At 67.9% G+C, this 19,105-nt stretch carries 20 protein-coding genes; 11 read left to right on the top strand and 9 right to left on the bottom strand.

Annotation, left to right across the window (positions count from 1 at the left end; all coding sequences use genetic code 11):
- The first annotated feature begins 19 nt into the window (after positions 1–19).
- Positions 20–667, top strand: a complete 648-nt coding sequence (locus tag ACJH6I_RS08510) for a TetR/AcrR family transcriptional regulator (RefSeq protein WP_110767171.1) — start codon at positions 20–22, stop codon at positions 665–667.
- Here the strand turns inward: ACJH6I_RS08510 and ACJH6I_RS08505 are convergent.
- On the bottom strand, positions 664–1,161 hold the full coding sequence (locus tag ACJH6I_RS08505) for a nuclear transport factor 2 family protein (RefSeq protein WP_061000052.1): 498 nt from the start codon (positions 1,159–1,161) through the stop codon (positions 664–666). The genes ACJH6I_RS08510 and ACJH6I_RS08505 overlap by 4 nt on opposite strands.
- Positions 1,158–2,024: an LLM class F420-dependent oxidoreductase gene (locus ACJH6I_RS08500; RefSeq protein WP_064858609.1), complete on the bottom strand. Its 867-nt coding sequence runs from the start codon at positions 2,022–2,024 to the stop codon at positions 1,158–1,160. Before ACJH6I_RS08500 ends, ACJH6I_RS08505 begins: the two co-directional genes overlap by 4 nt.
- Before the next feature lie 84 nt (positions 2,025–2,108).
- On the opposite strand from ACJH6I_RS08500, the gene ACJH6I_RS08495 reads away from it, so the two are divergent.
- Genes ACJH6I_RS08495 through ACJH6I_RS08485 form a run of 3 tightly spaced genes read left to right on the top strand, consistent with a single transcriptional unit; the run spans position 2,109 to position 4,065 of the window.
- A complete protein-coding gene (locus ACJH6I_RS08495) occupies positions 2,109–2,933 on the top strand; it encodes an SDR family oxidoreductase (RefSeq protein WP_082762264.1) in 825 nt (274 codons plus the stop codon).
- A 2-nt stretch (positions 2,934–2,935) separates the two neighbouring features.
- Positions 2,936–3,538 carry a TetR family transcriptional regulator gene (locus ACJH6I_RS08490; RefSeq protein WP_064858608.1) on the top strand — a complete coding sequence of 201 codons (603 nt, stop codon included), beginning with the start codon at positions 2,936–2,938 and terminating at the stop codon, positions 3,536–3,538.
- 11 nt (positions 3,539–3,549) lie between these two features.
- Positions 3,550–4,065 (top strand): nuclear transport factor 2 family protein, encoded by a 516-nt coding sequence (locus tag ACJH6I_RS08485; RefSeq protein WP_061000046.1) that lies wholly within the window; start codon positions 3,550–3,552, stop codon positions 4,063–4,065.
- 9 nt (positions 4,066–4,074) lie between these two features.
- On the opposite strand, the gene ACJH6I_RS08480 is transcribed toward ACJH6I_RS08485, so the two are convergent.
- From ACJH6I_RS08480 to ACJH6I_RS08470, 3 genes are read right to left on the bottom strand one after another with little or no spacing between them, the layout of a single operon-like run.
- Positions 4,075–4,389 carry a hypothetical protein gene (locus ACJH6I_RS08480; protein ID WP_061000044.1) on the bottom strand — a complete coding sequence of 105 codons (315 nt, stop codon included), beginning with the start codon at positions 4,387–4,389 and terminating at the stop codon, positions 4,075–4,077.
- A 34-nt stretch (positions 4,390–4,423) separates the two neighbouring features.
- Positions 4,424–5,773, bottom strand: a complete 1,350-nt coding sequence (locus ACJH6I_RS08475) for a neutral zinc metallopeptidase (protein WP_406783936.1) — start codon at positions 5,771–5,773, stop codon at positions 4,424–4,426.
- Between the two features lie 9 nt (positions 5,774–5,782).
- Positions 5,783–6,319, bottom strand: coding sequence for a DUF4333 domain-containing protein (locus tag ACJH6I_RS08470; RefSeq protein WP_406783935.1), 537 nt, complete (start codon positions 6,317–6,319; stop codon positions 5,783–5,785).
- 232 nt (positions 6,320–6,551) lie between these two features.
- Between ACJH6I_RS08470 and ACJH6I_RS08465 the strand changes: the two genes are divergently transcribed.
- Both ACJH6I_RS08465 and ACJH6I_RS08460 read left to right on the top strand, forming a co-directional pair.
- Complete coding sequence (locus ACJH6I_RS08465) at positions 6,552–7,283, top strand: LpqN/LpqT family lipoprotein (protein WP_406783934.1); 732 nt, start codon at positions 6,552–6,554, stop codon at positions 7,281–7,283.
- 4 nt (positions 7,284–7,287) lie between these two features.
- Positions 7,288–7,689: a hypothetical protein gene (locus tag ACJH6I_RS08460; protein ID WP_406783933.1), complete on the top strand. Its 402-nt coding sequence runs from the start codon at positions 7,288–7,290 to the stop codon at positions 7,687–7,689.
- A 1-nt stretch (position 7,690) separates the two neighbouring features.
- Here the strand turns inward: ACJH6I_RS08460 and ACJH6I_RS08455 are convergent, their stop codons facing one another.
- From ACJH6I_RS08455 to ACJH6I_RS08445, 3 genes are all read right to left on the bottom strand, one after another.
- Entirely contained in the window at positions 7,691–10,777 is a 3,087-nt protein-coding gene (locus ACJH6I_RS08455; RefSeq protein WP_406783932.1) for a BTAD domain-containing putative transcriptional regulator, read from the bottom strand.
- Entirely contained in the window at positions 10,747–11,478 is a 732-nt protein-coding gene (locus tag ACJH6I_RS08450; protein ID WP_406783931.1) for a DUF3592 domain-containing protein, read from the bottom strand. The genes ACJH6I_RS08455 and ACJH6I_RS08450 overlap by 31 nt, the downstream gene beginning before the upstream one ends.
- Positions 11,479–11,638: 160 nt before the next feature.
- Complete coding sequence (locus tag ACJH6I_RS08445; protein ID WP_318985909.1) at positions 11,639–12,808, bottom strand: trypsin-like peptidase domain-containing protein; 1,170 nt, start codon at positions 12,806–12,808, stop codon at positions 11,639–11,641.
- A 643-nt stretch (positions 12,809–13,451) separates the two neighbouring features.
- Between ACJH6I_RS08445 and ACJH6I_RS08440 the strand changes: the two genes are divergently transcribed.
- The 5 genes from ACJH6I_RS08440 to ACJH6I_RS08420 are packed head-to-tail and all read left to right on the top strand — an operon-like array spanning position 13,452 to position 18,692.
- Positions 13,452–15,083, top strand: a complete 1,632-nt coding sequence (locus ACJH6I_RS08440) for a metallophosphoesterase (protein WP_406783986.1) — start codon at positions 13,452–13,454, stop codon at positions 15,081–15,083.
- Positions 15,084–15,127: 44 nt separating this feature from the next.
- A complete protein-coding gene (locus ACJH6I_RS08435) occupies positions 15,128–16,816 on the top strand; it encodes a serine/threonine-protein kinase (RefSeq protein ID WP_212807837.1) in 1,689 nt (562 codons plus the stop codon).
- A gap of 55 nt (positions 16,817–16,871) precedes the next feature.
- Entirely contained in the window at positions 16,872–17,498 is a 627-nt protein-coding gene (locus ACJH6I_RS08430) for a TetR/AcrR family transcriptional regulator (RefSeq protein ID WP_212807838.1), read from the top strand.
- Positions 17,495–18,151 (top strand): enoyl-CoA hydratase-related protein, encoded by a 657-nt coding sequence (locus tag ACJH6I_RS08425; protein ID WP_212807839.1) that lies wholly within the window; start codon positions 17,495–17,497, stop codon positions 18,149–18,151. The genes ACJH6I_RS08430 and ACJH6I_RS08425 overlap by 4 nt, the downstream gene beginning before the upstream one ends.
- A 34-nt stretch (positions 18,152–18,185) precedes the next feature.
- The gene (locus tag ACJH6I_RS08420; RefSeq protein WP_212807840.1) at positions 18,186–18,692 is read left to right on the top strand and encodes a pyridoxamine 5'-phosphate oxidase family protein; all 507 of its coding nucleotides are present in this window, start codon (positions 18,186–18,188) and stop codon (positions 18,690–18,692) included.
- A gap of 49 nt (positions 18,693–18,741) precedes the next feature.
- Here ACJH6I_RS08420 and ACJH6I_RS08415 read toward each other — a convergent pair whose 3' ends face one another.
- Positions 18,742–19,053, bottom strand: coding sequence for a GNAT family N-acetyltransferase (locus tag ACJH6I_RS08415; protein WP_212807841.1), 312 nt, complete (start codon positions 19,051–19,053; stop codon positions 18,742–18,744).
- Positions 19,054–19,105: the final 52 nt, after the last annotated feature.

The raw sequence follows: 19,105 nt of genomic DNA, 5'->3' as shown, positions 1-19,105 counted from the left end.
GGCTGATTAGGCTGTCCCGATGACCACGCGCCCCGTCACCGGCAGGACCGGTACCAAAGGTGTGCCGCGCGGTGAGCGTGAGCAGCTGATCGTCGAGGCCGCCATCGCCGAGTTCAGCCGTGCCACGTACGCGGGCGCGTCCCTGGCCGCCATTGCCGCGCAGGCCGACGTCTCCAAGACCCTGATCATCAGTTACTTCGGGTCGAAAGAGGCGGTCTACGCCGCCTGCGTGACCAAGATCGGCACCCAGATCGAGCAGGCCGTCGCTGACGCGCTCACCTCGCCCGACCACCTGGCCGGGGCCGGCGCCGCCGCCGGCGAGCCCGTGCTGGCCGCCATCTTCACGACGTTCGAGGGGCACCCGGGCGACTGGCATGTGCTGTTCGACCGGTCGGTCCCCCATGGCCCGGCGCGGGATGCCGCACGCGAGCAGCGGACGATCTTGCGGCAGCAGGCGTTCGCCGGGGTATCGCGGTCCCTCGGCAGTGTCGGCCTGACCGATCCCGTCGACCTGGTGGCCGCCACCGGCGTCTGGGAACACATGGTGTCGGCGCTGATGCTGTTCTGGCGCAATCATCCCGAGGAGTCCGCCGCGGCCATGGTCGCCCGGGCCCACCGCGTCCTGGCGGCCATGGCCGGGCACACACTGGACCGGGTGCGCGGCTAGGCCGGGAGCCGTCCGGCGATACCGTCCGACAGCAACCTGCGGGGCCGCTCGGTTCCGTCGAGCAGTCGCGTGACGCGTTTGACGATCTGCCAGCCGTGCGGCGCCCCGGTGGCCCGGCGAAGGTGGAAGTGGCTGACGCCGGCCCGGATGGGTTCGTAAGTCGTTGTGCGCCTGAGCAACAGCGTCGACTCGCAGACGGCGACCGCCTCATCGCCGTCGACGGTGACGACGGCGGGACTCAGGAAGTGGGTGCAACCGGTGGTGATGAAATCCTGGTGACCGGGTGAGCGCACCATGGCCGCGACGTCGGCGGGCCCGGTCATGAGCCAGTTCTCGACATCGTAGACACCGTCGGGCGCCCACATCGCGGCGACGGCGTCGGCCTCGCCGGCGTCGACGAGCGGACCGTAGGAAGCGATCATCCGCTCGATGGCGCGTTCGTCCTCGATGCGGCGCAACCGCGCTTCGAGCTCGGCCAGTCGTTGTTCGGTCATCTCGCCTCCGTGGTCAGCAGGTTCGTCAGATCTGCCAGGGCGCCGAGTTGTTCGCAGCAGTGCGCCGCGGATCGGGAGGCGATCACGCAGGTCGCGGCCGTCGCACCGGCGTCCTCGAGCGCGCCGAGTGCATCGAGTGTCTGTTGCGGTGCACCCATGGGATCCAGCGGCCTCGTGGCGAGCACGATGTCGAAATCCGTCGGAAGTTCCACGGTGGCAAGCATTGTCGAGATCTCGGCCGCCGCGAGGCCGAAGGGCATCCAGCCGTCGCCGAGCTCGACGGCCCGGCGCAGCGAACGGCGGGTCCGGCCGCCCACCCAGATCGGTACGCGCGGTTGCAGCGCACAGGGGTCCATCACGAACGAGTCGTAGTTGTAGTGATCACCCTGGTGCACTGGATGATTGGTGGGCAATGCCGCGCGCAGCGCGGTCATCGCCTCGTCCGCGCGGGCACCCCGGTCGTCCCAGGCCGCGCCCAGCAGGTCGAACTCCTCCCGCAGCGACCCGACGCCCACGCCCAGGATCAACCGGCCACCGCTGACCTGGTCGAGGGTGCCGTAACGCTTGGCGATCTCGAGCGGATGGTGGTAGCCCAGCACCAGCACCGAGGTGGCCAGCCGGATGCGCGATGTGCGCCCGGCGATGAAAGCCAAGGTGGCCAGCGGATCCCAGTACGTCGCGCCCCGGGTGGCCGCCACATCGGTCGGCACGACGACATGTTCGGAACACGTCAGGTAGTCGATGCCGAGCAGGTCGGCGACGGCGGCGATCTCCCCGATCTCGGCGACGCCGGCCGTCGCTTCCCACGCCGACGCGGTGGCGGGTACCTGGATCACCACTGGCGTCTGCAGACCAATCCGCATTTATGCGCCCTTCCGATCTGGCGTCTGGATCGGCTACCCTCGGACGCTGAAAACTAAAATGAATTTTAGATATGGGGCGTGAACTTGTCTAGTGAGGACGCATTGCAGTTGCAGCAATACGGGCCGTGGGCCGTCATCGCGGGTGGCTCGGAAGGCGTCGGGGCCGAGTTCGCGGCACTGCTCGCGCGGGCCGGTGTCAACCTGGTGCTGATCGCGCGCAAGCCGGGGCCGCTGCAGGCCACCGCCACTCGCTGTCGCGAGTTGGGCGTGACGGTGCGCGAGCTCACCGTCGACCTGACCACCGATGACGGTGTGGATCAGATCATCAGTGCCACAACCGATCTGGAGGTCGGACTCCTCATCTACAACGCCGGCGCCAACACCCACAGCGCCGAGTTCCTCGACGGCGACCTGACGGAGTTCCAGCGCGTCATCGACCTGAACGTCACCACCCCGCTGCGGCTGGTCCACCACTTCGGCGCGCCGATGCGCGAGCGTCGCCGGGGCGGGCTGATGTTGGTCGGATCGCTCTCCGGGCACCTCGGCTCGGCGCGGCACACCGTGTACGGCGGGGTGAAGGCATTCAGCCGGATCTACGCCGAGGGTCTGTGGCTGGAGCTGCGCGAGCACAACGTGCACGTCCTCGAACTCGTCCTCGGCCTCACCAGGACACCGGCGATGGAGCGCGTCGGCCTCAATTTCGACGTCCCCGGCATGCCCGCGTCCGATCCGGCCGACGTCGCCCGTGAAGGCCTCGCGAATCTCGCGAACGGACCCGTGCACGTCATCTCGATGCACGCCGCCAGTCCGGCGGTCCACGCCACCACCGATCGCGACAAGGTGCTGCTGGCGTCACACGCGATGATCCAGAAGATGTTGCAGGGCACGCCGTCTGGGCCGGCGGTTTAGCCATGCCCCGCGCACCGCTCGACAGGGAACCGGCGACTCCCAGGACCCCCGCGCAAATCGACCGCTGCGACCGCATCCTCGCGACCGCCGCGCTCCTGGGGGCGCGGTACGGCCTCGAAGAGGTCCGGATGCAGGACGTGGCGGATCAGTCGGCGGTCTCGATCACCACCGTCTACCGCTACTACCCCACGAAGCATCACCTGTTCGCGGCGTTGCTGTTCCACCTCACCCAGACCGCAGCTCCGCCGGGTCCGACGACCGGGCACCCGGTCGCCGACGTCACCGAGTTCATGGCCGGCATCATCCGGAACATGCTGGCCCGTCCGCTACTGGCGCGCGCGATGATCACGTCGGTCAATGCCCGCCGCGCCGAGTCGACGGTCCGCGGCGACTACAACCTGCGGCGCAACATTCTCGGCGTCGCCGGGATCGCGGCGCCCACCGCCGACCAGACGCAGATCGCGCTGCTGCTCGAGCAGTGCGCGTACGGCATCCTGTCGTGGGCCATCACCGGGGAGACGACGCCCGAGCAGGCCGAGCGCGACATGCGCCGGGCCTGCGAACTGCTGCTGGCGCCCTGGCGCCGGCGAAACCGCACATCCTGAAAAGAGATCGAATGACCACCGACATCACCCTCAGCACCGGCGACCAGGCCTGCGCCATCGAGGCAATCAAGCGCACCTTCGCCCGCCGGCTGCGGTGCATGGATACCAAGCAGTGGGAGGTCTACCCGACACTGCACACCGACGACGTCGTCTCCGAGACCTGGGATGGGTTGCCCGACAACGACAATTGGACGCCCAAAGAGGCGGCCGGCAACCGGGTGGTCGGTAAGGAGCCGCTGACGCGCGCCATTCGGTCACTGCTCGACGGCGGCACCACCGTCACCACCGTCCACCACGGTCACACCCCCGAGATCGAGCTGACCAGCGACACCACGGCCACCGGAATCTGGGCCATGGAGGACAAGTTGTGGTGGACCAACGGCGAAGCCGAAGAGCATCTCCACGGCTACGGCCACTATCACGAGCAGTACCGCCTGGAACACGGCCTGTGGCTCATCAGCTACCGCAAGCTGACGCGGCTGCGGGTCGACACCACGCCGCACTTCTTCGACTTCCTGAAGCGATAGGACGCCCGCTCACTTGAGCTGACTGGCGGCATACTCCTCGGGCCGGTTCTTCTTCATCCACGCGCGCAACGGCCAGAACAGGACCCACAGGACCCCGTACCCCGTGAAATAGATGGCCGCGCACAAGGGCGCCGCGAGCAGCCAGCCCGGATAGATCAGCAGCAGGCAGAACTGCAGAAACTGTTTGACCCCAACGGGATAGCCGTCGGCCATGGCGAAGAACGCCTTCGGGTGCATCGAATTCAGCAGGCCGCGCCCGGCCGAGGTCTGCTGTCCGGCCGGCGTCTCGTCCGCGGCGACGCTGGTCTGGTCGGGCTGGGTCATCGAGCACGCTCCTTGAGCGACGAGGTGGCTGTGGTCAACGGGCGAGGCACGGCTTCGCGCCCTCGTAGACGCCCTTGCGGTAGGCATCGATCCGGTCGCTGCCTTGACCTTGGCGTTCGACGTCACCCTCACCCCGGAACAGCAGGAGTGCGGACACCGCCTTGTCGAGGTCACCCGGCGACAGGCTGTAACGGCTGTCGGCGCGTTCGTGCAGCAGCAGGCTCGCGGCCCAGGCGCCGGCGAGGCAGTCGGCCTGCAGTGACGTGTGTTTGTCACTGCTGTCCTGCCCGAGGCGCGTCAGCAGCGCGAGCCCGTACTGCGTCGCGATCAGCGTCGCCACCGCGAAATCCCCCGCCTCCTCATAGATTTGGGGCATGGCCTCGACGTTGTCGAATCCGACATAGTCCTCGGGCACACAGTAGAACAGCACGTAACCCTTGGTCGATTCGTTGCCGCAGTCCGGTTGGTTGCGCGGGTCGAGCTTCTGCGCGGGCTTCATCGGGGTCCACGGTTTGCCGGTGCCCTGCTGGTAGAGCTTCGCGAAGTAGTCCTCGGCGTCCTCGGGGACACCGTCCACGATCGACTCGTACGGGGCGTTGCCGCCGGCCGCGGCATCCTCCGCGTTGTTGAACGGCAGCTCGACCACCACCGGGTCACCGCGCCGGTAGTCGGCGCAGGCTTGCGGGCCCTGATCGTATCCGTTGCGGAAGGAACTCACCCGGTCGAAACCACTGCCGTGCGCGCTCAATTCATGCTGCCCGGTGCCCGGCTCGTCGCGCAGGAACAGTACGCCGGCGAGGGCGCGGTCGAGATCGTTGGGGCTGGGCTTGAAGGTCTCGGCGCTGTGCTTGGCCCAGGCCCCGGCGAAGCAATCGGCCTGGATCTCCTTGGTGACGGTCTCGCCCTGGAAGTTCGCGCGGGCCTGGATCGCGTGCCCCCATTCGTGGGCCATCACGACGGGAATGACGAAGTCGCCGAACCGCTTTCGCAGACTCGGCAGCAGGCCTTCGACGTCCCAGGCGACGTTGTCGGCCTTGGCGCAGTAGAACGCGTTGCCGGCGATGTCGGCGGCCGCCTGGGCGCACGGCGGCAGCGGTCCCTGCCCGGGATCCACCGCGTAGAAGCCACCCTTGACCGGGGTGTAGTCCTTCTTGTAGAGCTTGGGAAACTCGGTCTCCCAATAGCTTTCGATGTCGCCGATCGCTTTGATGACGATCTTGTTCACCGGGTCCGAGGCGTCGCCGTGAATCTCCACCGGAGGGCCCGCCGGCGTCGTCGACGATGGTGGCTCAGCCTGTGGTTTCAGCTGCTTCCCGCCGCAGCCGGCGACGGTCAGGGTGCAGACCGCCAGGAGCGCAGATGCCCGCCAGAGGGCCCGGTTCATTCGCATCGGTTACGACGTCGGCTTGTCGTCGACCTTGAACCCGTAGTTCACGTCGGAGCCGTCGACCTTGTTGACGGTGACCGTGACGCCGTAGGTCTGGCCGCTGTCTTTGAGCTCGCAGCGCAGCGTGGCACCCGGGGTGCCCTTCAAGTTCTCCGGGCAGGTCAACGTTTCCGGCTTGGTACCGAACTGCTGTCCCAGCTCCTCGCTGATCTGCTTGGCGACCTGATCCTTGTCGATCGTCTGAACCATGTCGAACTTCACGTTCTCACCCTCGATGCTGGTGACCGTGACGTTGACGGTGCTGGTCTTGTCGCCGACCTTCATGGTGCAGTTGATCTCGGCGCCCTTCTGGCCCGCGAGGTTCTCGGGGCACGTCACCGAATCGGCCTTCTTGCCGTCGGCGCCGGTCATCTTCTCGACGATCTGGCTCTCGACGTCTTTCTTGCTCACCGACGGTGTCCCGCTGGAGCAGGCGGCGGCGCCGAACACGGCAGCCGTGATCGCAGATGCCAGAACGAGCCTCTGACACATCGTGTTGGTCATGTCGCCAACCCCTTCCGAGTTCGGGCGCCAGCCACCGGCGCCGCACTGATCGAGCGGACGGCAAAAGTTAGCGCTGCGGTGTTGGAATCCGGTTGGAAGTCCGCGCCGGTCCGGTTGGTGGCCGCGGTTCCAACCGAGCGCGCCGCCGGGTTCAACGGAATTCCAATCGGCCGTCCATATCGTGGCGCCGAGGACGTGACCGGCGTCCGTCGTCTACCCCTGAGGAGTCACGATGCAGATGTCGCATCGGCCTGTCATCGCCGTTGCCGCCGCGGTCTGCCTGAGCATCACGCTGGGCGCTTGCGGAGGCGGCGACAAGGGCAAGAGCTCGACCAGCTCCAGTTCCAGCTCGTCGAGTTCGAGCAGCAGCTCGAGCGCGACGTCGTCGACCAAGGCGGCGCCCAAGCTGAAGCCGCGTACGGCCGATGAATCCGGCACGAATCCCACGATCGCCGACTACATCAAGGAAGAGAAGATCCAGGAGACGTCGATCCACCCCGGGGATCCGGGTGCGCCGGCTGTCGACATCGACCGCCCGACCGGCTGGGACAGCGCCGGCGAAGACACTCCTGACTACGCCTACGGCGCCCTCGTGTACACCGGGGCCGGTGCCCAGAGCACCGACTACACGGCGAACATCATCGCGCTGGTGTCGCGCCTCGACGGTCCGGCAGATCCGGACAAGCTGCTCAAGCTCGCTGGCGGCGAGGTGAAGAACCTCCCCGGTTTCGAATCCGTCGGTGAGGAGGCGGGCACCTCGGCCGGCTTCCCGGCATTCCGGATCGCCGGTACGTACAACCTCAAGGGCGGCGGCAAGGCCGCGTTCGGCCAGGAGACGGTGGTTTTCAAGGGACCCGACGGCCTGTACGTGCTGCAGATCAACGCGACCAGCGACGAGAGCCAGGGCCACGAGCTGTTCGAGGCGCTGGACGCGGTCGACAAGTCTTTGAAGATCACCTTCTGACGAAATGGCGACGGCGCCACCCCGAAGTAAGGCGTATCTGCTCAAGAGCCGTACCAACACCTGGTGGGTGAACGTCGAACTCGAGCTGACCGACACCCAGGTGCGGTGCCTTGCGTCCGAGTATTCGAAGTGGGTCGACGACCAGTTGGGCCTGACCGATTACCAGGCGAAGCTGTCCGCGGGTGAGGAGGTGGTGATCTTCGACTTCCCGCGGGACGCCGTGACGGTCACCTGGTTACGCCAGTTGTACCGGGGCGGCTGCGAGGTCAGCCGCGGAGACTCCCGCAAATGGGTTGTCTCCCTGGTGTATCCGTCCGGGTTCGGCAGTGTGCTGGACCTGATGACGGACCGGGCCATCTGGCGCCAGTGGCGCGAGGAGCTGCCCGACCGGACCGCCAGGGCCTGATTCACACGGGCTCGACGGACTGGGCCGCCAGCCGTTCGGCGATGCCGCGGGCGAAGGCCTGTTCGCCCGTGGCATCGGCGAGGCGGCCGGCCCGGTGCACCAGGGCACGGGCATTGTCGGGACGGCCCTGGTGCAACTCGATGTCGGAGAGCAGGCACAGGAACATCGTGTTCATCACGGTGGTCCCGTCGCAGGTGTATTCGTCGAACGCCTGGAAGGCGACCGCTGCGTCGCCCTCACCCGAGCCGATGACCTGCGCCCAGACCCGGACGATGCGCGCGCACGCAGCCCATTGCGGGCTGCCCGCCGCGGTGAACTCGACGTCGACCTGGTCGGCCAGTTCGACGATGCCGTCGGTGACACCGAGGACCGCCGCGCATTCGACGTACGTCAGCCGCGCGGCCAGGATGTTGAACACGTCGCCGCGGCTCTGCGCGAGATGCAGTGCACGGCGGTGGTATTCGCGCATGGCCTGCACGTCGCCGCGGACCGCCTCGGCAATCGCCATCCAGCAGTACACGCGAGGATGGAAGAAGTGCAGCGGATCGATGACCGTCTCGGGCGGCGGGAAGGTGTCCATCATGTGCAGCCCGGTGCTGATCAGCATGTCGGTGTTGCCGCGCAGGGTGTACAGCAGGATGTGCACGAAGTCGTTGACGAGACCGATCACCGGGTCACCGGACTTGTCGTACTGGTCCTGCAGGCCGATGGCGATGATCTCGACCTCGTCGATGCGGCCGTGCGCGCACAGCAGCATGGACTGCAGTGCGATGGCGCCGTAGAAGGCCCGGCCCTTGACTTCCTGACCGATCTCGAAGGCCCGCTGGACGGCCGCGGCGGCCGACTCGCTGGCCTGCCCCTCGAGGATGTTCTTCGCCCCGGCCAGGTGCAGCCACAGGGTGGCCTGCCGGTCCAGGTGTTCGGGTTTGGCCGGCAGTCGGTCACCGATCTGCAGGGCGTGCTCGGCCAGCCCCGCGACGTCGTGGTACGCCGACCGGTTCAGGGCCCGCTGGATGGCGACCTCGAGAATGCCAAGGGCCACATCGGGATTCAGTTCCGCGCCGGCCCGCCAGGCATGGTCGGCGGTCGCGATGACGTGTTCGTACGCGGCGGTCGCGAGCGTCGCCGTCCGCGTGGTGGCGATCGCGGCATGCACGCTGGTGCGGTCGGTGGTGGCGAGCTGGGCGATGAGCGCGTCGCGCACCAGCCCGTGGCTGAACCGGTAGGCGCCGGGACGGGCGGGCAGTTCGTCGAGCAGGCCGGTCTGATACGCCGGACGTAGCCGGCTCTGCACCGTCGAGACCGACAGGTCGACGATGTCGGCCAGGTCGGCGACGTTGAATTCGGGCCCGACGACGGCGGCCGCGCAGAGCACCCGACGGCAGGGCCGGTCCAGGACGCCGAGCCGGCGGCCGACGACGCCGACCACGGCATCCGACAGCGCGGGATGGCCGCGCTGCGGTGCACCGTCGGTGTCCAGCGCCCGCGCCAGTTCCTTGATGTAGAAGGGGTTTCCGCCGGCTTGCTCCCAGACCTGTGCCGAGATGGCCGGCGGGATCGTGCCGCCCACCACCGCGTCGACGAGGTCTGCGGCGGCCGCGCGGTCGATGCCGTCCAGATGCAGGGTGACGGTGTCGTTCGACCGGACGATGCGCTCGAACGAGGACCGGTTCATGGGCCGGTCGTCCCCGAAGAAGGTCCAGTTGCCGATGACCTGGATGGGGACGCGCGGGAACTCTTCGGCCAGCAGGACGAGGGTGTTGATCGAGGCGGGGTCCGCCCGTTGCAGATCGTCGATGACGAGCACCATCGGGGCCAGGGTCGACAGCTCGCGCAGTGCCGCGACGATGCGCTCGACCAGGGCGAATCCCGTTGGCGCGAACCGGCTGCCGGCGTTGAGGTCGTCATCGCCGTGCCATTCGGGAACCAGGGCGTTGACGACGCCGGGGGCCTCCCGCAGCACGGCCTTGCGGCCGGTGGTGCCGAGCTCGCCACCCAGTTGGCGCAGCAGCTGGATCCAGGTCCACAGCAGGGGCAGCTTCACCCCGCTCGGGTGGCCGGCCCAGGCCACGGCGACGCCCGCCGCCCGGGCGCGGTCGACGGCGGCCTGCGCCAGGGTGGTCTTGCCGATGCCGCTGTCGCCGGTCACGAGCGTCAGCCCGCCGGCGCCGCCGTCGGCCCGGCGCACCGCCGCGGTGACGGCGCCCAGTTCGGCGTCCCGGCCGACGAACGGGGGCGGCGCCGCCGGGTCCGGATCGGGATTCAGCACGTGCGGTGCGGGTGCGACGCGCAGTTCCGCGGCGCCGTCGCGAATCTTCTCGAACAGGGTCTGCAGGCCTTCGCCGGGCCGGGTCCCGACCTCGCGGTCGAGTGTCGTGCGGGCCCGGTCGAATGCTTGGATGGCGTCGGCGGTCCGGTTGGACCGGTGTAATGCCAGCATCAGATGACCCCACAAGCGTTCCTGCAGTGGGTGTTCCGCCAGGGCCGCCTCGATCTCGGGTACGAGTTCGCCGCCACCGCCGAGTTGCAGTGCGGCGTCGAAACGGGCCTCGATGGCGGTGGTCCGCAGGGCTGCGAAGCGGATGGCCTCGGGTGCGGCGAACTCGTGATAGGCGAACTCGCCGAACGGATCTCCGTGCCAGAGTGCCAGCGCCTCGGTCAGCATCTCCACGGCGGCACCGGCCGAGTGGCGGATCAGCGCCGTCCGGCCTTTCGAGACAAGGCTTTCGAAGCTGACGAGGTCGATCGTGTCGCCGCTGAGCAGATTCAGCTGGTAGCCGTGGGGGTGGGAGGCGAGCCGTTGACCCTGCGCGTCGCCCCGGCGGGCATCGGGCGTCTGGTCGGGCCCGACGTCGGCGCCCGGGTCGAGCACCCGGCGGAGGTTGGCCACATACGAGCGCACCGACGCGAGCGCCTTCGGCGGTGGCTCGTCCCCCCAGACGGCGTCGATCAGGCGGTCGATGCTCACCACCGTGCCGTGATTGGCCAGCAATACGGCCAGTACGCACCGCTGCTTCGGTCCGCCGAGCGCTGCCGGCGTGCCGTCGACCCGGGCCGCTACTGCACCCGAGAGGTAGTACTGGGCCATTTCCCCCGATTCACAGCAAATTTGGAACTGGAGAGACGATACATCCGCGCATGACCTGCGGCAGCGCAGATGAACCTGGCAATCTGCTGGCGGTCCGGCCAGTTCAGAGGCGGTTCCGGCCCGCGGCTACGGCCGGCCCGGCTCACGATCCCGAATCCGGTGCCCACCAGCAGGAACGGGGCGCCGATGATGGCGAGCAGGGTCGGCAGGAACCACACCTGCCAATAGCTGTTGATGGTGGCGTCGTGTGGGTCGTCGGGGTCGTACCGGACGTCGACGTGCTCGCCGAGCTTGGCGGGGGGCGGATTGCTGCTGACCGAGCTGAGAAAGCGGACGTGCGCGCCCGTGGATGTGGCGAATTCGACGCGCGCCCGGTAGCGCGGGCTGCTGCCGCCGCCGCTGGGCACCAGCTCGACGACGGTCCCGGCGGCGTGCCTGTCGGACGAATTCGTCTGGGCGACAATCGCTGCGCAGACACCGGCCGCGACGGCCAACGACAGCCCGACCGCCAGGAACGCCTTCGCCAGGACCGGTGCCGCGGACTTCTTGGGTAGGTCGGTGGCACCGAGTTCCGTTGCGCTGGTTGTCGTAGGGTCGGCAGGAGCTGTGCGGGCGCGGTGCTTGCGCAGCAGCGTGACGAGGACGGCGACATCCACGATCACGATGACGGCGATCAGCACCACGATGTACTCGACGCGCATGGTCCCTCCGGAAGTGTCGACATGGAGAGCGTAGGACGGCGCGATTGGAATCCGGTTGGCGCGGGGATGCCCGGAAACGCCTGTGAGGGTTGTGTACGCGTATCTCGGGTTCGGCGTACACAACCCTCACAGGGATTGCGGGACAGGACGTGCGGGCGGTCTAGGCCTCCGTCTGTCCCAAGGTCACCTGCACGGAGCGCTCCGCTCCGGAGGGGTCGGCGTAGGTCACGGTGACGTTGTCACCGGGCGCCTTGGACCGGATGGCCGCGACGAGCGCTTCGGGACTGTCGATCGGCTGGTTGTCGACCTTGGTGATCACGGCGCCCTTGTCCAGGCCGGCCGCGGCGGCGGGACCGTCGGCGACGACGCCGGCCACGGCCGCGCCCTGCGCGCTGTTGTTGGCGGCCAGCTTGACGCCCAGCGAGGCGTGCTGCACCGTGCCGGTCGAGATCAGTTGGTCGGCAATGCGCTTGGCCTGGTCGACCGGGATGGCGAAGCCGAGGCCGATCGAGCCCGGCTGGGAGCCACCGGATTCCGGACCACCACCCAGCGAGGCGATCGCTGAGTTCACCCCGATCAGATTGCCGTTCATATCGACCAGCGCGCCACCGGAGTTGCCGGGATTGATCGCGGCGTCGGTCTGGATGGCGCTCATCACCGACTGCTGGCCGGTCTGCTCGTCACCGGTGCTCACCGGACGGTTCAACGAGCTGATGATGCCGGTGGTCACGGTGCCCTGCAGGCCCAGCGGCGAGCCGATGGCCACCACGTTCTGTCCGACGCGCAGGTCCTTGGAGGAGCCGATGCTGATCGGGGTCAGGTCGGACACCCCCTGGGCTTTCACCACCGCGATGTCGTCGGCCGGATCGGCGCCCACGACCGTGAAGGGCACGGTGCGGCCGTCGGCCAGCGTGACCGTCGCCTTGGTCTGGCCGCCGCCCGTCAGACCGCGGGGCAGCCGGCCACTCGGGCTCAGCCCGCTGGGCAGTGAATCCTGTTCAGCGGCAGTTTGATTGGCTTCCGCGACGACGTGGTTGTTGGTCAGGATCAGGCCGTCCGCGGTGAGGACGATGCCGGAGCCCTCGCCGCCCTGCTGGCCGGTCTGCACCTGCAGCTTCACGACGCTCGGCAGCACCTTGGCCGACACCGCCTCGACGGAGCCGGCCGGCGCCGCCGGTGCCGGCGCGGAAGCCGTCGGCAGCGTGCGGTTCTGGATGCCGGCGGCGAGCGGAACCTGCGCCGTCGGCGCCACGCTGCCGTAGTGGTCGACCGCCGCCATGGTGCCTGCCGCGCCTGCCGCGATGGCTACGGCGGCGACGCCGAAGGCCAGCAGCCCGGAGCGCGAGCGCTTAGCTGGCGCCGGTGGAACGGGCGCGGCGGGATACTGCTGCGGCGCCCCGTACGGAGTCCGCAGTGGTTGGGTGTAGGCGGCCGATGCGTGGGGACGCTGGTAACGGTCATTGCTCCACTGGACCAGTTTCTCCTGTTCAGCGGCGTACTGTCGCGACCAGAGGTGCTGGTTGTCGGGCGTCGGCTGTTCTGACGGGTGTCTCATTGGCGTTGACTACTTTCTCGAAACGTCGGTAAGACAGGCGTGCTCGCGCTTGATGTCTCCACCGTGCCGCCGCCAACTGAGGCGTTGCTGAGAAAGAGTTCGGGACAGCCCAAGACTTTTCAGATCACAAAAAGTGTCATTTCGGGTCGCCGGTGACCGTGTGGTTGTCGATCCTGATCGGGGACAGAGCAGGCCGTAGACCCGACGGGCGTCGCATGGCAGGACTGGCCACAGCGGTACGGCGCCCCGGCGCCGTTGATCGCGGTTCCGTGAACCACGGCTGAACATCGGCCCTGATTCGGGTGTCGGACTCGCGGGACGGACCGTGCTGGGCCACCATCGACTGGTGCGTCCGACCCGACTGACCGCCGCCGGTGAAATCCCGGACACGGGCATCCCCGACGATTTGTCGACGACCATGACGATCGCCGAGCAGTACGACTGGCACCAGCAGTACCTGCGTCGGCACCGGGTATCGCGGCGGAATTTCCTGCGCGGATCGGCGGCCGCCGCGGCGGTGGCGGCCCTGGGTCTGGCGCCGTTCGGGCGCCGCGCCTACGCGCAGGACGCGCCGCTGAGCGTGGCCAACCGGCGGGTCGGTTTCGGCGGCGCCGCGGACAGCCAGCTGCGGCTGGCGGCGCAGTTGTCGCGAAATCCCGGTGGCACCAAGGTGTTCGTCGACCACGGGCCCACCGATCAGTTGGGCGCGACCATCGAGGCCGAGGTGCGCAACCTCGTCACGCAGATCCCGACCAGCGATCGCGGTGTCCTTGCGGCCGAGCAGTTCTACGCCCATGTCCCCGTCGACGGATTGCCCGGTGGCAGCGCGCATTTCTACCGGTGGCGCACCGAGGACGGCTTCGTCAGCGACGTGCGGTCGGCCAAGACGGCGATGCCCAGCGTGCGAAAGACATTGGCGCCGTTCCGGTTCACCATGATGGGTGACCAGGGCACCGATGACATACCGCGCCAGCCTGCCGGGCTCAAACGCGGCGACTACGACGACAGCTATTACAAGCCGGACAACGAGCCCGACGTCCCGCACACCGCCAACGTGTTCAATCAGATCGTCGCGTCCAACCCCGAATTCCATCTGCTGGCCGGGGATATCGCGTATGCCGACCCGTCCGGTGGCGGCAAGCCGTTGTCGTTCGTCCCGTCCGGGGGCAAGGCCGCGCACGGCTTCGACAAGTACAACCCGTTCGTCTGGGACGTCTATCTGGGGTCCATCGAGGCCAGTGCGGCGAGTACGCCGTGGATGTTCGCGACCGGTAACCACGACATGGAGGCCTCGTATCCGAGTCACGGTTACGGCGGTCACCTGGCGCGCATGGACTTTCCGGACAACGGGCCGGCGGCGTGCCCGTCGGTCTATTCGTTCACCTACGGCAACGTCGCGGTGCTGTCACTGGACGCCAACGACGTCAGCTTCGAAATCCGTTCCAACACCGGCTATTCCGATGGCACCCAGAACTCCTGGGTCGAGCGCACCCTGGCCGCCTACCGCGCCGACCCCAATATCGACTTCATCGTGTGCTTCTTCCACCACTGCGCGTACTCGACCACCGACTCGCACGCCAGCGACGGCGGTGTGCGGGCGGCCTGGTGCGAGTTGTTCGACCGGTATCAGGTCGATCTCGTGCTGCAGGGACACAACCACGTCTACGAGCGCACGGACCCGATCCGCGGCGACCGCCCCACCAAGGTCGCCGGGGACAATTCGACCGTCGACGCGGAAACCGACGGCACCGTCTACTACACCGTGGGCTGCGCCGGCCGGCCCCGATACGGTTTCCAGCCCGGTGAGCCCGAGAGCTACCGCGGCCACGAAGCTCCCGACACCTTCGTCCCGAACAGCTATGTCTGGACTGCTGAAGGGAAGAAGAAGGCGGAGGCGGTCGGCTGGTCGCGCGTGCGTTTCCGCAACTACGCCTTCATCCGCGTCGATGTCAGGCCGGGGCAGCTGCTGAGCGAAATGGACGTCACCGCGGTCGACGAACACGGCCGGGAATTCGACAAGGTCACCTATCGCCGCAGGGTGCGCGCGTAACCATTCGCTGGGCAGCGGACGCCGCCGCCTCTTATGGTTAGCCGGTGGAAGGGACACCGTTCGGCCGGTACCGGCTGATTGAGCTGCTCGGTCGTGGCGGCATGGGTGAGGTCTGGAAGGCCTACGACACCACCATGAAGCGCGTCGTCGCGATGAAGGTGCTGCCGCCGACCTTCGCCGACGACGAGCAGTACCAGGTGCGCTTCCGCCGGGAGGCCCACGCCGCGGCCGGGCTCGATGAGCCGCATATCGTGCCGATCCACGACTTCGGTGAGATCGACGACCGGCTGTTCGTGACGATGCGGCTGATCGACGGCAAGACCGTCCAGCAGCTGTTGGCCGACGGCCCACTGGCACCCGACCGCGCGGTCTCGATCGTCGAGCAGATTGCTGCCGCGCTCGGCGCCGCGCATGGCGTGGGGCTGGTGCACCGCGACGTGAAACCCGCCAACATCCTGGTCACGCCAGACGATTTCGCGTACCTCATCGACTTCGGCATCGCCCGCGCTGCAGGCGAAACCAAACTGACCCACACCGGTGCCACCATCGGCACCGTCGCCTACATGGCACCCGAGCGCTTCACCAGCGACCGGTGCGACGCCCGGTCCGACATCTATGCGCTGACGTGCGTCCTGCACGAATGCCTGACTGGAGCACCGCCATTTCCGGGCGACAGCATGGAGCGGCAGATCACCAGCCACCTCTATTCGGATCCGCCACGGCCGTCGACCATGCGGCCGGGGATTTCGGCATACATGGATCAGGTCATCGCCACCGGCATGGCGAAGGACCCCGAATTGCGCTACGCCACAACGAAAGACCTTGCCAACGCCGCGCGTTCCGCGCTGACCGGACCGGCGCAGCCCGCTCAGTTCGGTCAGCCCGCTCAGCAGACACCGCCGGCGTGGGCCGCCCCTTCGGTCCCCTACCCCACGACCGGCCCCGAGTCCTACCCGGCGCACGCGCACACGCAGTACGCGACGCCGGCGCAAGGTCTGGGTGCCGGATCCGCGCAGTGGTCGCCGCCGCAGTTGGCGAACAACCAACCGGCCCAATCATGGTGGCGCAACTCGGCGGTGGTGATCGTCGCGGCCTTGGTCACGATCGTCGTCCTCGGGGGCGCCGGCATCGCGTACGTGATGTGGCCCGACAGCGGTTCGGGCGACCAGCCTCAGGCCACCAATCAGCCCAGCGCACAACTGTTTCCGTCGATGCCCACGGGTCCCGGGGGCACCGCCGGGTACCCGACCGGTTCGATGTCGACTCCCGCCTCCACCGCGGCGTCGATGCCGGCGGGACCGAGTCAGCTGCAGACCGCCGACGGTCTGACCAACCTGATCGGGACCATCAAGGCGAAGTTCGGCGACGCCATGGGATTCAAGCTCGTGGTGTACCCCGATTACGCGGTCATGGATCGCGTCTCCCCCACGAACAAGCACGTCGACCAGAGCTTCATGTATCGCGGCGGCAGCTGGAACAAGTGGGGCTCGGACACCAGCACCAGTTCGTTCGACGTGCTGGCGGACCTCGGCGCGATCAACGCGCAGGCCGTGGCCGCCACCATGCCCGGTGCACCGCAGCAGCTGGGTGCGGAACCCGGCTCGCAGCTGTACCTCATCATCGAGGGCGAAGAGGGTGGCGGTCTGGGGCTCGCGATCCACTCTACGGCGCCCGGAACCGGATACATGCAGGTCAACGCCGACGGGACCATCAAGCAGATCTATCCGCCGTAACCGGCGACACCCCTGCTGCGCAATAACGGAGCGATTGCTCTGTTATGGTGAGCCGGTGCCCCGGCCTCGTGTGTATGACCTCGACTCGGTGCTCGACGCTGCCGAATCGCTAGCCGTCGAGGCCGGGCCGGCCGGTGTCACCACCCGTTCGGTGGCCGCCGCGGCCGGCGTCTCCAACGGCGCGATCTATCACAACTTCGGCTCGCGAACCGAGCTCGTCGCCCGCACCTGGCTGCGCGCCGCACGCCGATTCCTCGACGTACAAACGGAATTGGTCGACGCCGCCCTGGCCGACGCGGCCGCCGACCCCGTGGACGCCGTCGTCGCCGCCGCGCAGGCCCCCGCGGTGTTCTACGAGCGTCAACGGCAGTCGGCCCAACTGGTGTGGCGGGTGCAGCGCGATCAATTGCTCGGACCCGACCTGCCGGCGTCCCTGGCGGCTGAACTCAAAGACCTCGACCGTCAGCTCATCGACCTGATGGTGCGGCTGTCGTCGCACCTCTGGAACCGGCGCGACGGCGCGGCGGTCGATGCCATCACGGTGTGCATCGTCGACCTGCCGACCGCAATCATCTTGTCCCGCAACAGAATCAGCAACAGCTGGGCACGTGAACGGCTGACCGCAGCCGTACGTGCCGTCCTCGCCGACGAACCCACCCCAACCAGGAGGAAACAACCATGAGCATCACCGTCAGCTACCAGGACAAGATCGCCGTTCTCAACCTCGGCGATGACGAGAACCGCTTCTCGCTGGGCTTTCTCGACGACGTCAACGGTGCCATCGACGATCTCGTCGCGGGCGGCGCCCAGGGACTCGTGACCACCGGCGCCGGCAAGTTCTACTCCAACGGCCTGGATCTCGACTGGCTGATGGCGCACGGCGACCAGATGCAGTCCTACGTCGGGCGGGTCCACGCGCTGTTCGCGCGGGTGCTGACGCTGCCGATCCCGACGGCCGCCGCGGTCAACGGACACGCCTTCGGCGCCGGTGCGATGCTCGCCATGGCCCACGACTACCGGACCATGCGCGCTGACCGCGGGTTCTTCTGTTTCCCCGAGGTCGACATCCGGATTCCGTTCACGCCCGGTATGGCCGCGCTGATCCAGGCCAAGCTGACGCCGCAGGCGGCCATCGCGTCGATGACCACCGGCCGGCGCTTCGGTGGCGACGACGCCGCCAAGTACGGCATCGTCGAGCTGGCCACGGCCGAGGACGCGGTCGTCTCCTCCGCCGTGGATCTCGTGATTCCGGTGGCTGGCAAGGATTCCCAGACCATGGCCGCCATCAAGGCGACGATGTTCGCCCCGGCGATCGCGGCGCTGCAGGCCGGGTAACCGCCCCCAGGTGCGGCCTGATAGGCATAAGAGCGTGGGACAGAACGAGCGCAAGAAGATCGTCATGACCGACGACGAAATCGTCGAGTTCATCGATCGCAGCCGGACCGCGACCATGGCCACCGTCCTGGCCGACGGCCGGCCGCACCTGGTGGCCATGTGGTACGCCGTGCTCGACGGCGAAATCTGGTTCGAGACCAAGGCCAAGTCGCAGAAGGCGGTCAACCTGCGTCGGGATCCGACCATCACCGTGATGATCGAGGATGGTGACACCTACGGCACCCTGCGAGGTGTGTCGATCGACGGGACCGCCGAGATCGTCGAGGATCCCGACACCTGTCTGCGCGTCGGCATCAGTGTGTGGGAGCGGTACACCGGCCCCTACACCGACGAGATGCGCCCGTTCGTCGATCAGATGATGAACAACCGCGTCGCGGTCCGGGTCGTGCCGAGCCGCATGCGCAGCTGGGACCACCGCAAACTCGGCATGCCCGACATGCCGATCAGCGGCTCGACCGCGCAGTACCTGAACCAGCAGTGATCTCGGCGCGCCCCGTATCACTCTCCGATACGGAGCGCGCCCAAACCACTCAGGCCCGGTCGACCAGCGGCGCGTACTCGGGATGCTTGGCGATGTACCCGCTGACCATCGAGCATTGCGGCACGATGCGTAACCCTGCGGCACGGGTGGCGTCCAACGCCTCGGCGACGAGGATCGTCGCCAGCCCGCGGCCGCCGTACTCGGGCTGAACTTCGGTGTGCGGGAAGATTCGTCGGCCACCCCGGTCGATGTAATCGATCAGCCCGACCGTCTTGCCTTCGACGGCGATGGTGAATCGTCCGGCTTCGGCGGTGACTGTGGTCGGCGCTCCGGTCTTGTCGGTCGTGCTCGCAGTGGCCATAGAACCCACGGTAACCCTCTTGCGTAGAACCGCCGCCCGCGCTGCCGCCCCC

Origin of the sequence: Mycobacterium sp. SMC-13 (assembly GCF_045311035.1) — a bacterium.
Taxonomy (GTDB): Bacteria; Actinomycetota; Actinomycetes; order Mycobacteriales; family Mycobacteriaceae; genus Mycobacterium.
The sequence above is the reverse complement of the archived record's forward strand: the minus strand, read 5'-3'. Positions and strand labels throughout refer to the sequence as shown.

Excerpts from the sequence above, each read along its gene's own strand:
- ACJH6I_RS08480 (WP_061000044.1), bottom strand. The coding sequence starts at position 4,389 with ATGACCCAGCCCGACCAGACCAGCGTCGCCGCGGACGAGACGCCGGCC.
- ACJH6I_RS08490 (WP_064858608.1), top strand. The coding sequence starts at position 2,936 with ATGCCCCGCGCACCGCTCGACAGGGAACCGGCGACTCCCAGGACCCCC.
- ACJH6I_RS08460 (WP_406783933.1), top strand. The coding sequence starts at position 7,288 with ATGGCGACGGCGCCACCCCGAAGTAAGGCGTATCTGCTCAAGAGCCGT.
- ACJH6I_RS08470 (WP_406783935.1), bottom strand. The coding sequence starts at position 6,319 with ATGACCAACACGATGTGTCAGAGGCTCGTTCTGGCATCTGCGATCACG.
- ACJH6I_RS08465 (WP_406783934.1), top strand. The coding sequence starts at position 6,552 with ATGCAGATGTCGCATCGGCCTGTCATCGCCGTTGCCGCCGCGGTCTGC.
- ACJH6I_RS08415 (WP_212807841.1), bottom strand. The coding sequence starts at position 19,053 with ATGGCCACTGCGAGCACGACCGACAAGACCGGAGCGCCGACCACAGTC.
- ACJH6I_RS08505 (WP_061000052.1), bottom strand. The coding sequence starts at position 1,161 with ATGACCGAACAACGACTGGCCGAGCTCGAAGCGCGGTTGCGCCGCATC.
- ACJH6I_RS08450 (WP_406783931.1), bottom strand. The coding sequence starts at position 11,478 with ATGCGCGTCGAGTACATCGTGGTGCTGATCGCCGTCATCGTGATCGTG.
- ACJH6I_RS08455 (WP_406783932.1), bottom strand. The coding sequence starts at position 10,777 with ATGGCCCAGTACTACCTCTCGGGTGCAGTAGCGGCCCGGGTCGACGGC.
- ACJH6I_RS08440 (WP_406783986.1), top strand. The coding sequence starts at position 13,452 with ATGACGATCGCCGAGCAGTACGACTGGCACCAGCAGTACCTGCGTCGG.
- ACJH6I_RS08485 (WP_061000046.1), top strand. The coding sequence starts at position 3,550 with ATGACCACCGACATCACCCTCAGCACCGGCGACCAGGCCTGCGCCATC.
- ACJH6I_RS08475 (WP_406783936.1), bottom strand. The coding sequence starts at position 5,773 with ATGAACCGGGCCCTCTGGCGGGCATCTGCGCTCCTGGCGGTCTGCACC.
- ACJH6I_RS08510 (WP_110767171.1), top strand. The coding sequence starts at position 20 with ATGACCACGCGCCCCGTCACCGGCAGGACCGGTACCAAAGGTGTGCCG.
- ACJH6I_RS08425 (WP_212807839.1), top strand. The coding sequence starts at position 17,495 with ATGAGCATCACCGTCAGCTACCAGGACAAGATCGCCGTTCTCAACCTC.
- ACJH6I_RS08500 (WP_064858609.1), bottom strand. The coding sequence starts at position 2,024 with ATGCGGATTGGTCTGCAGACGCCAGTGGTGATCCAGGTACCCGCCACC.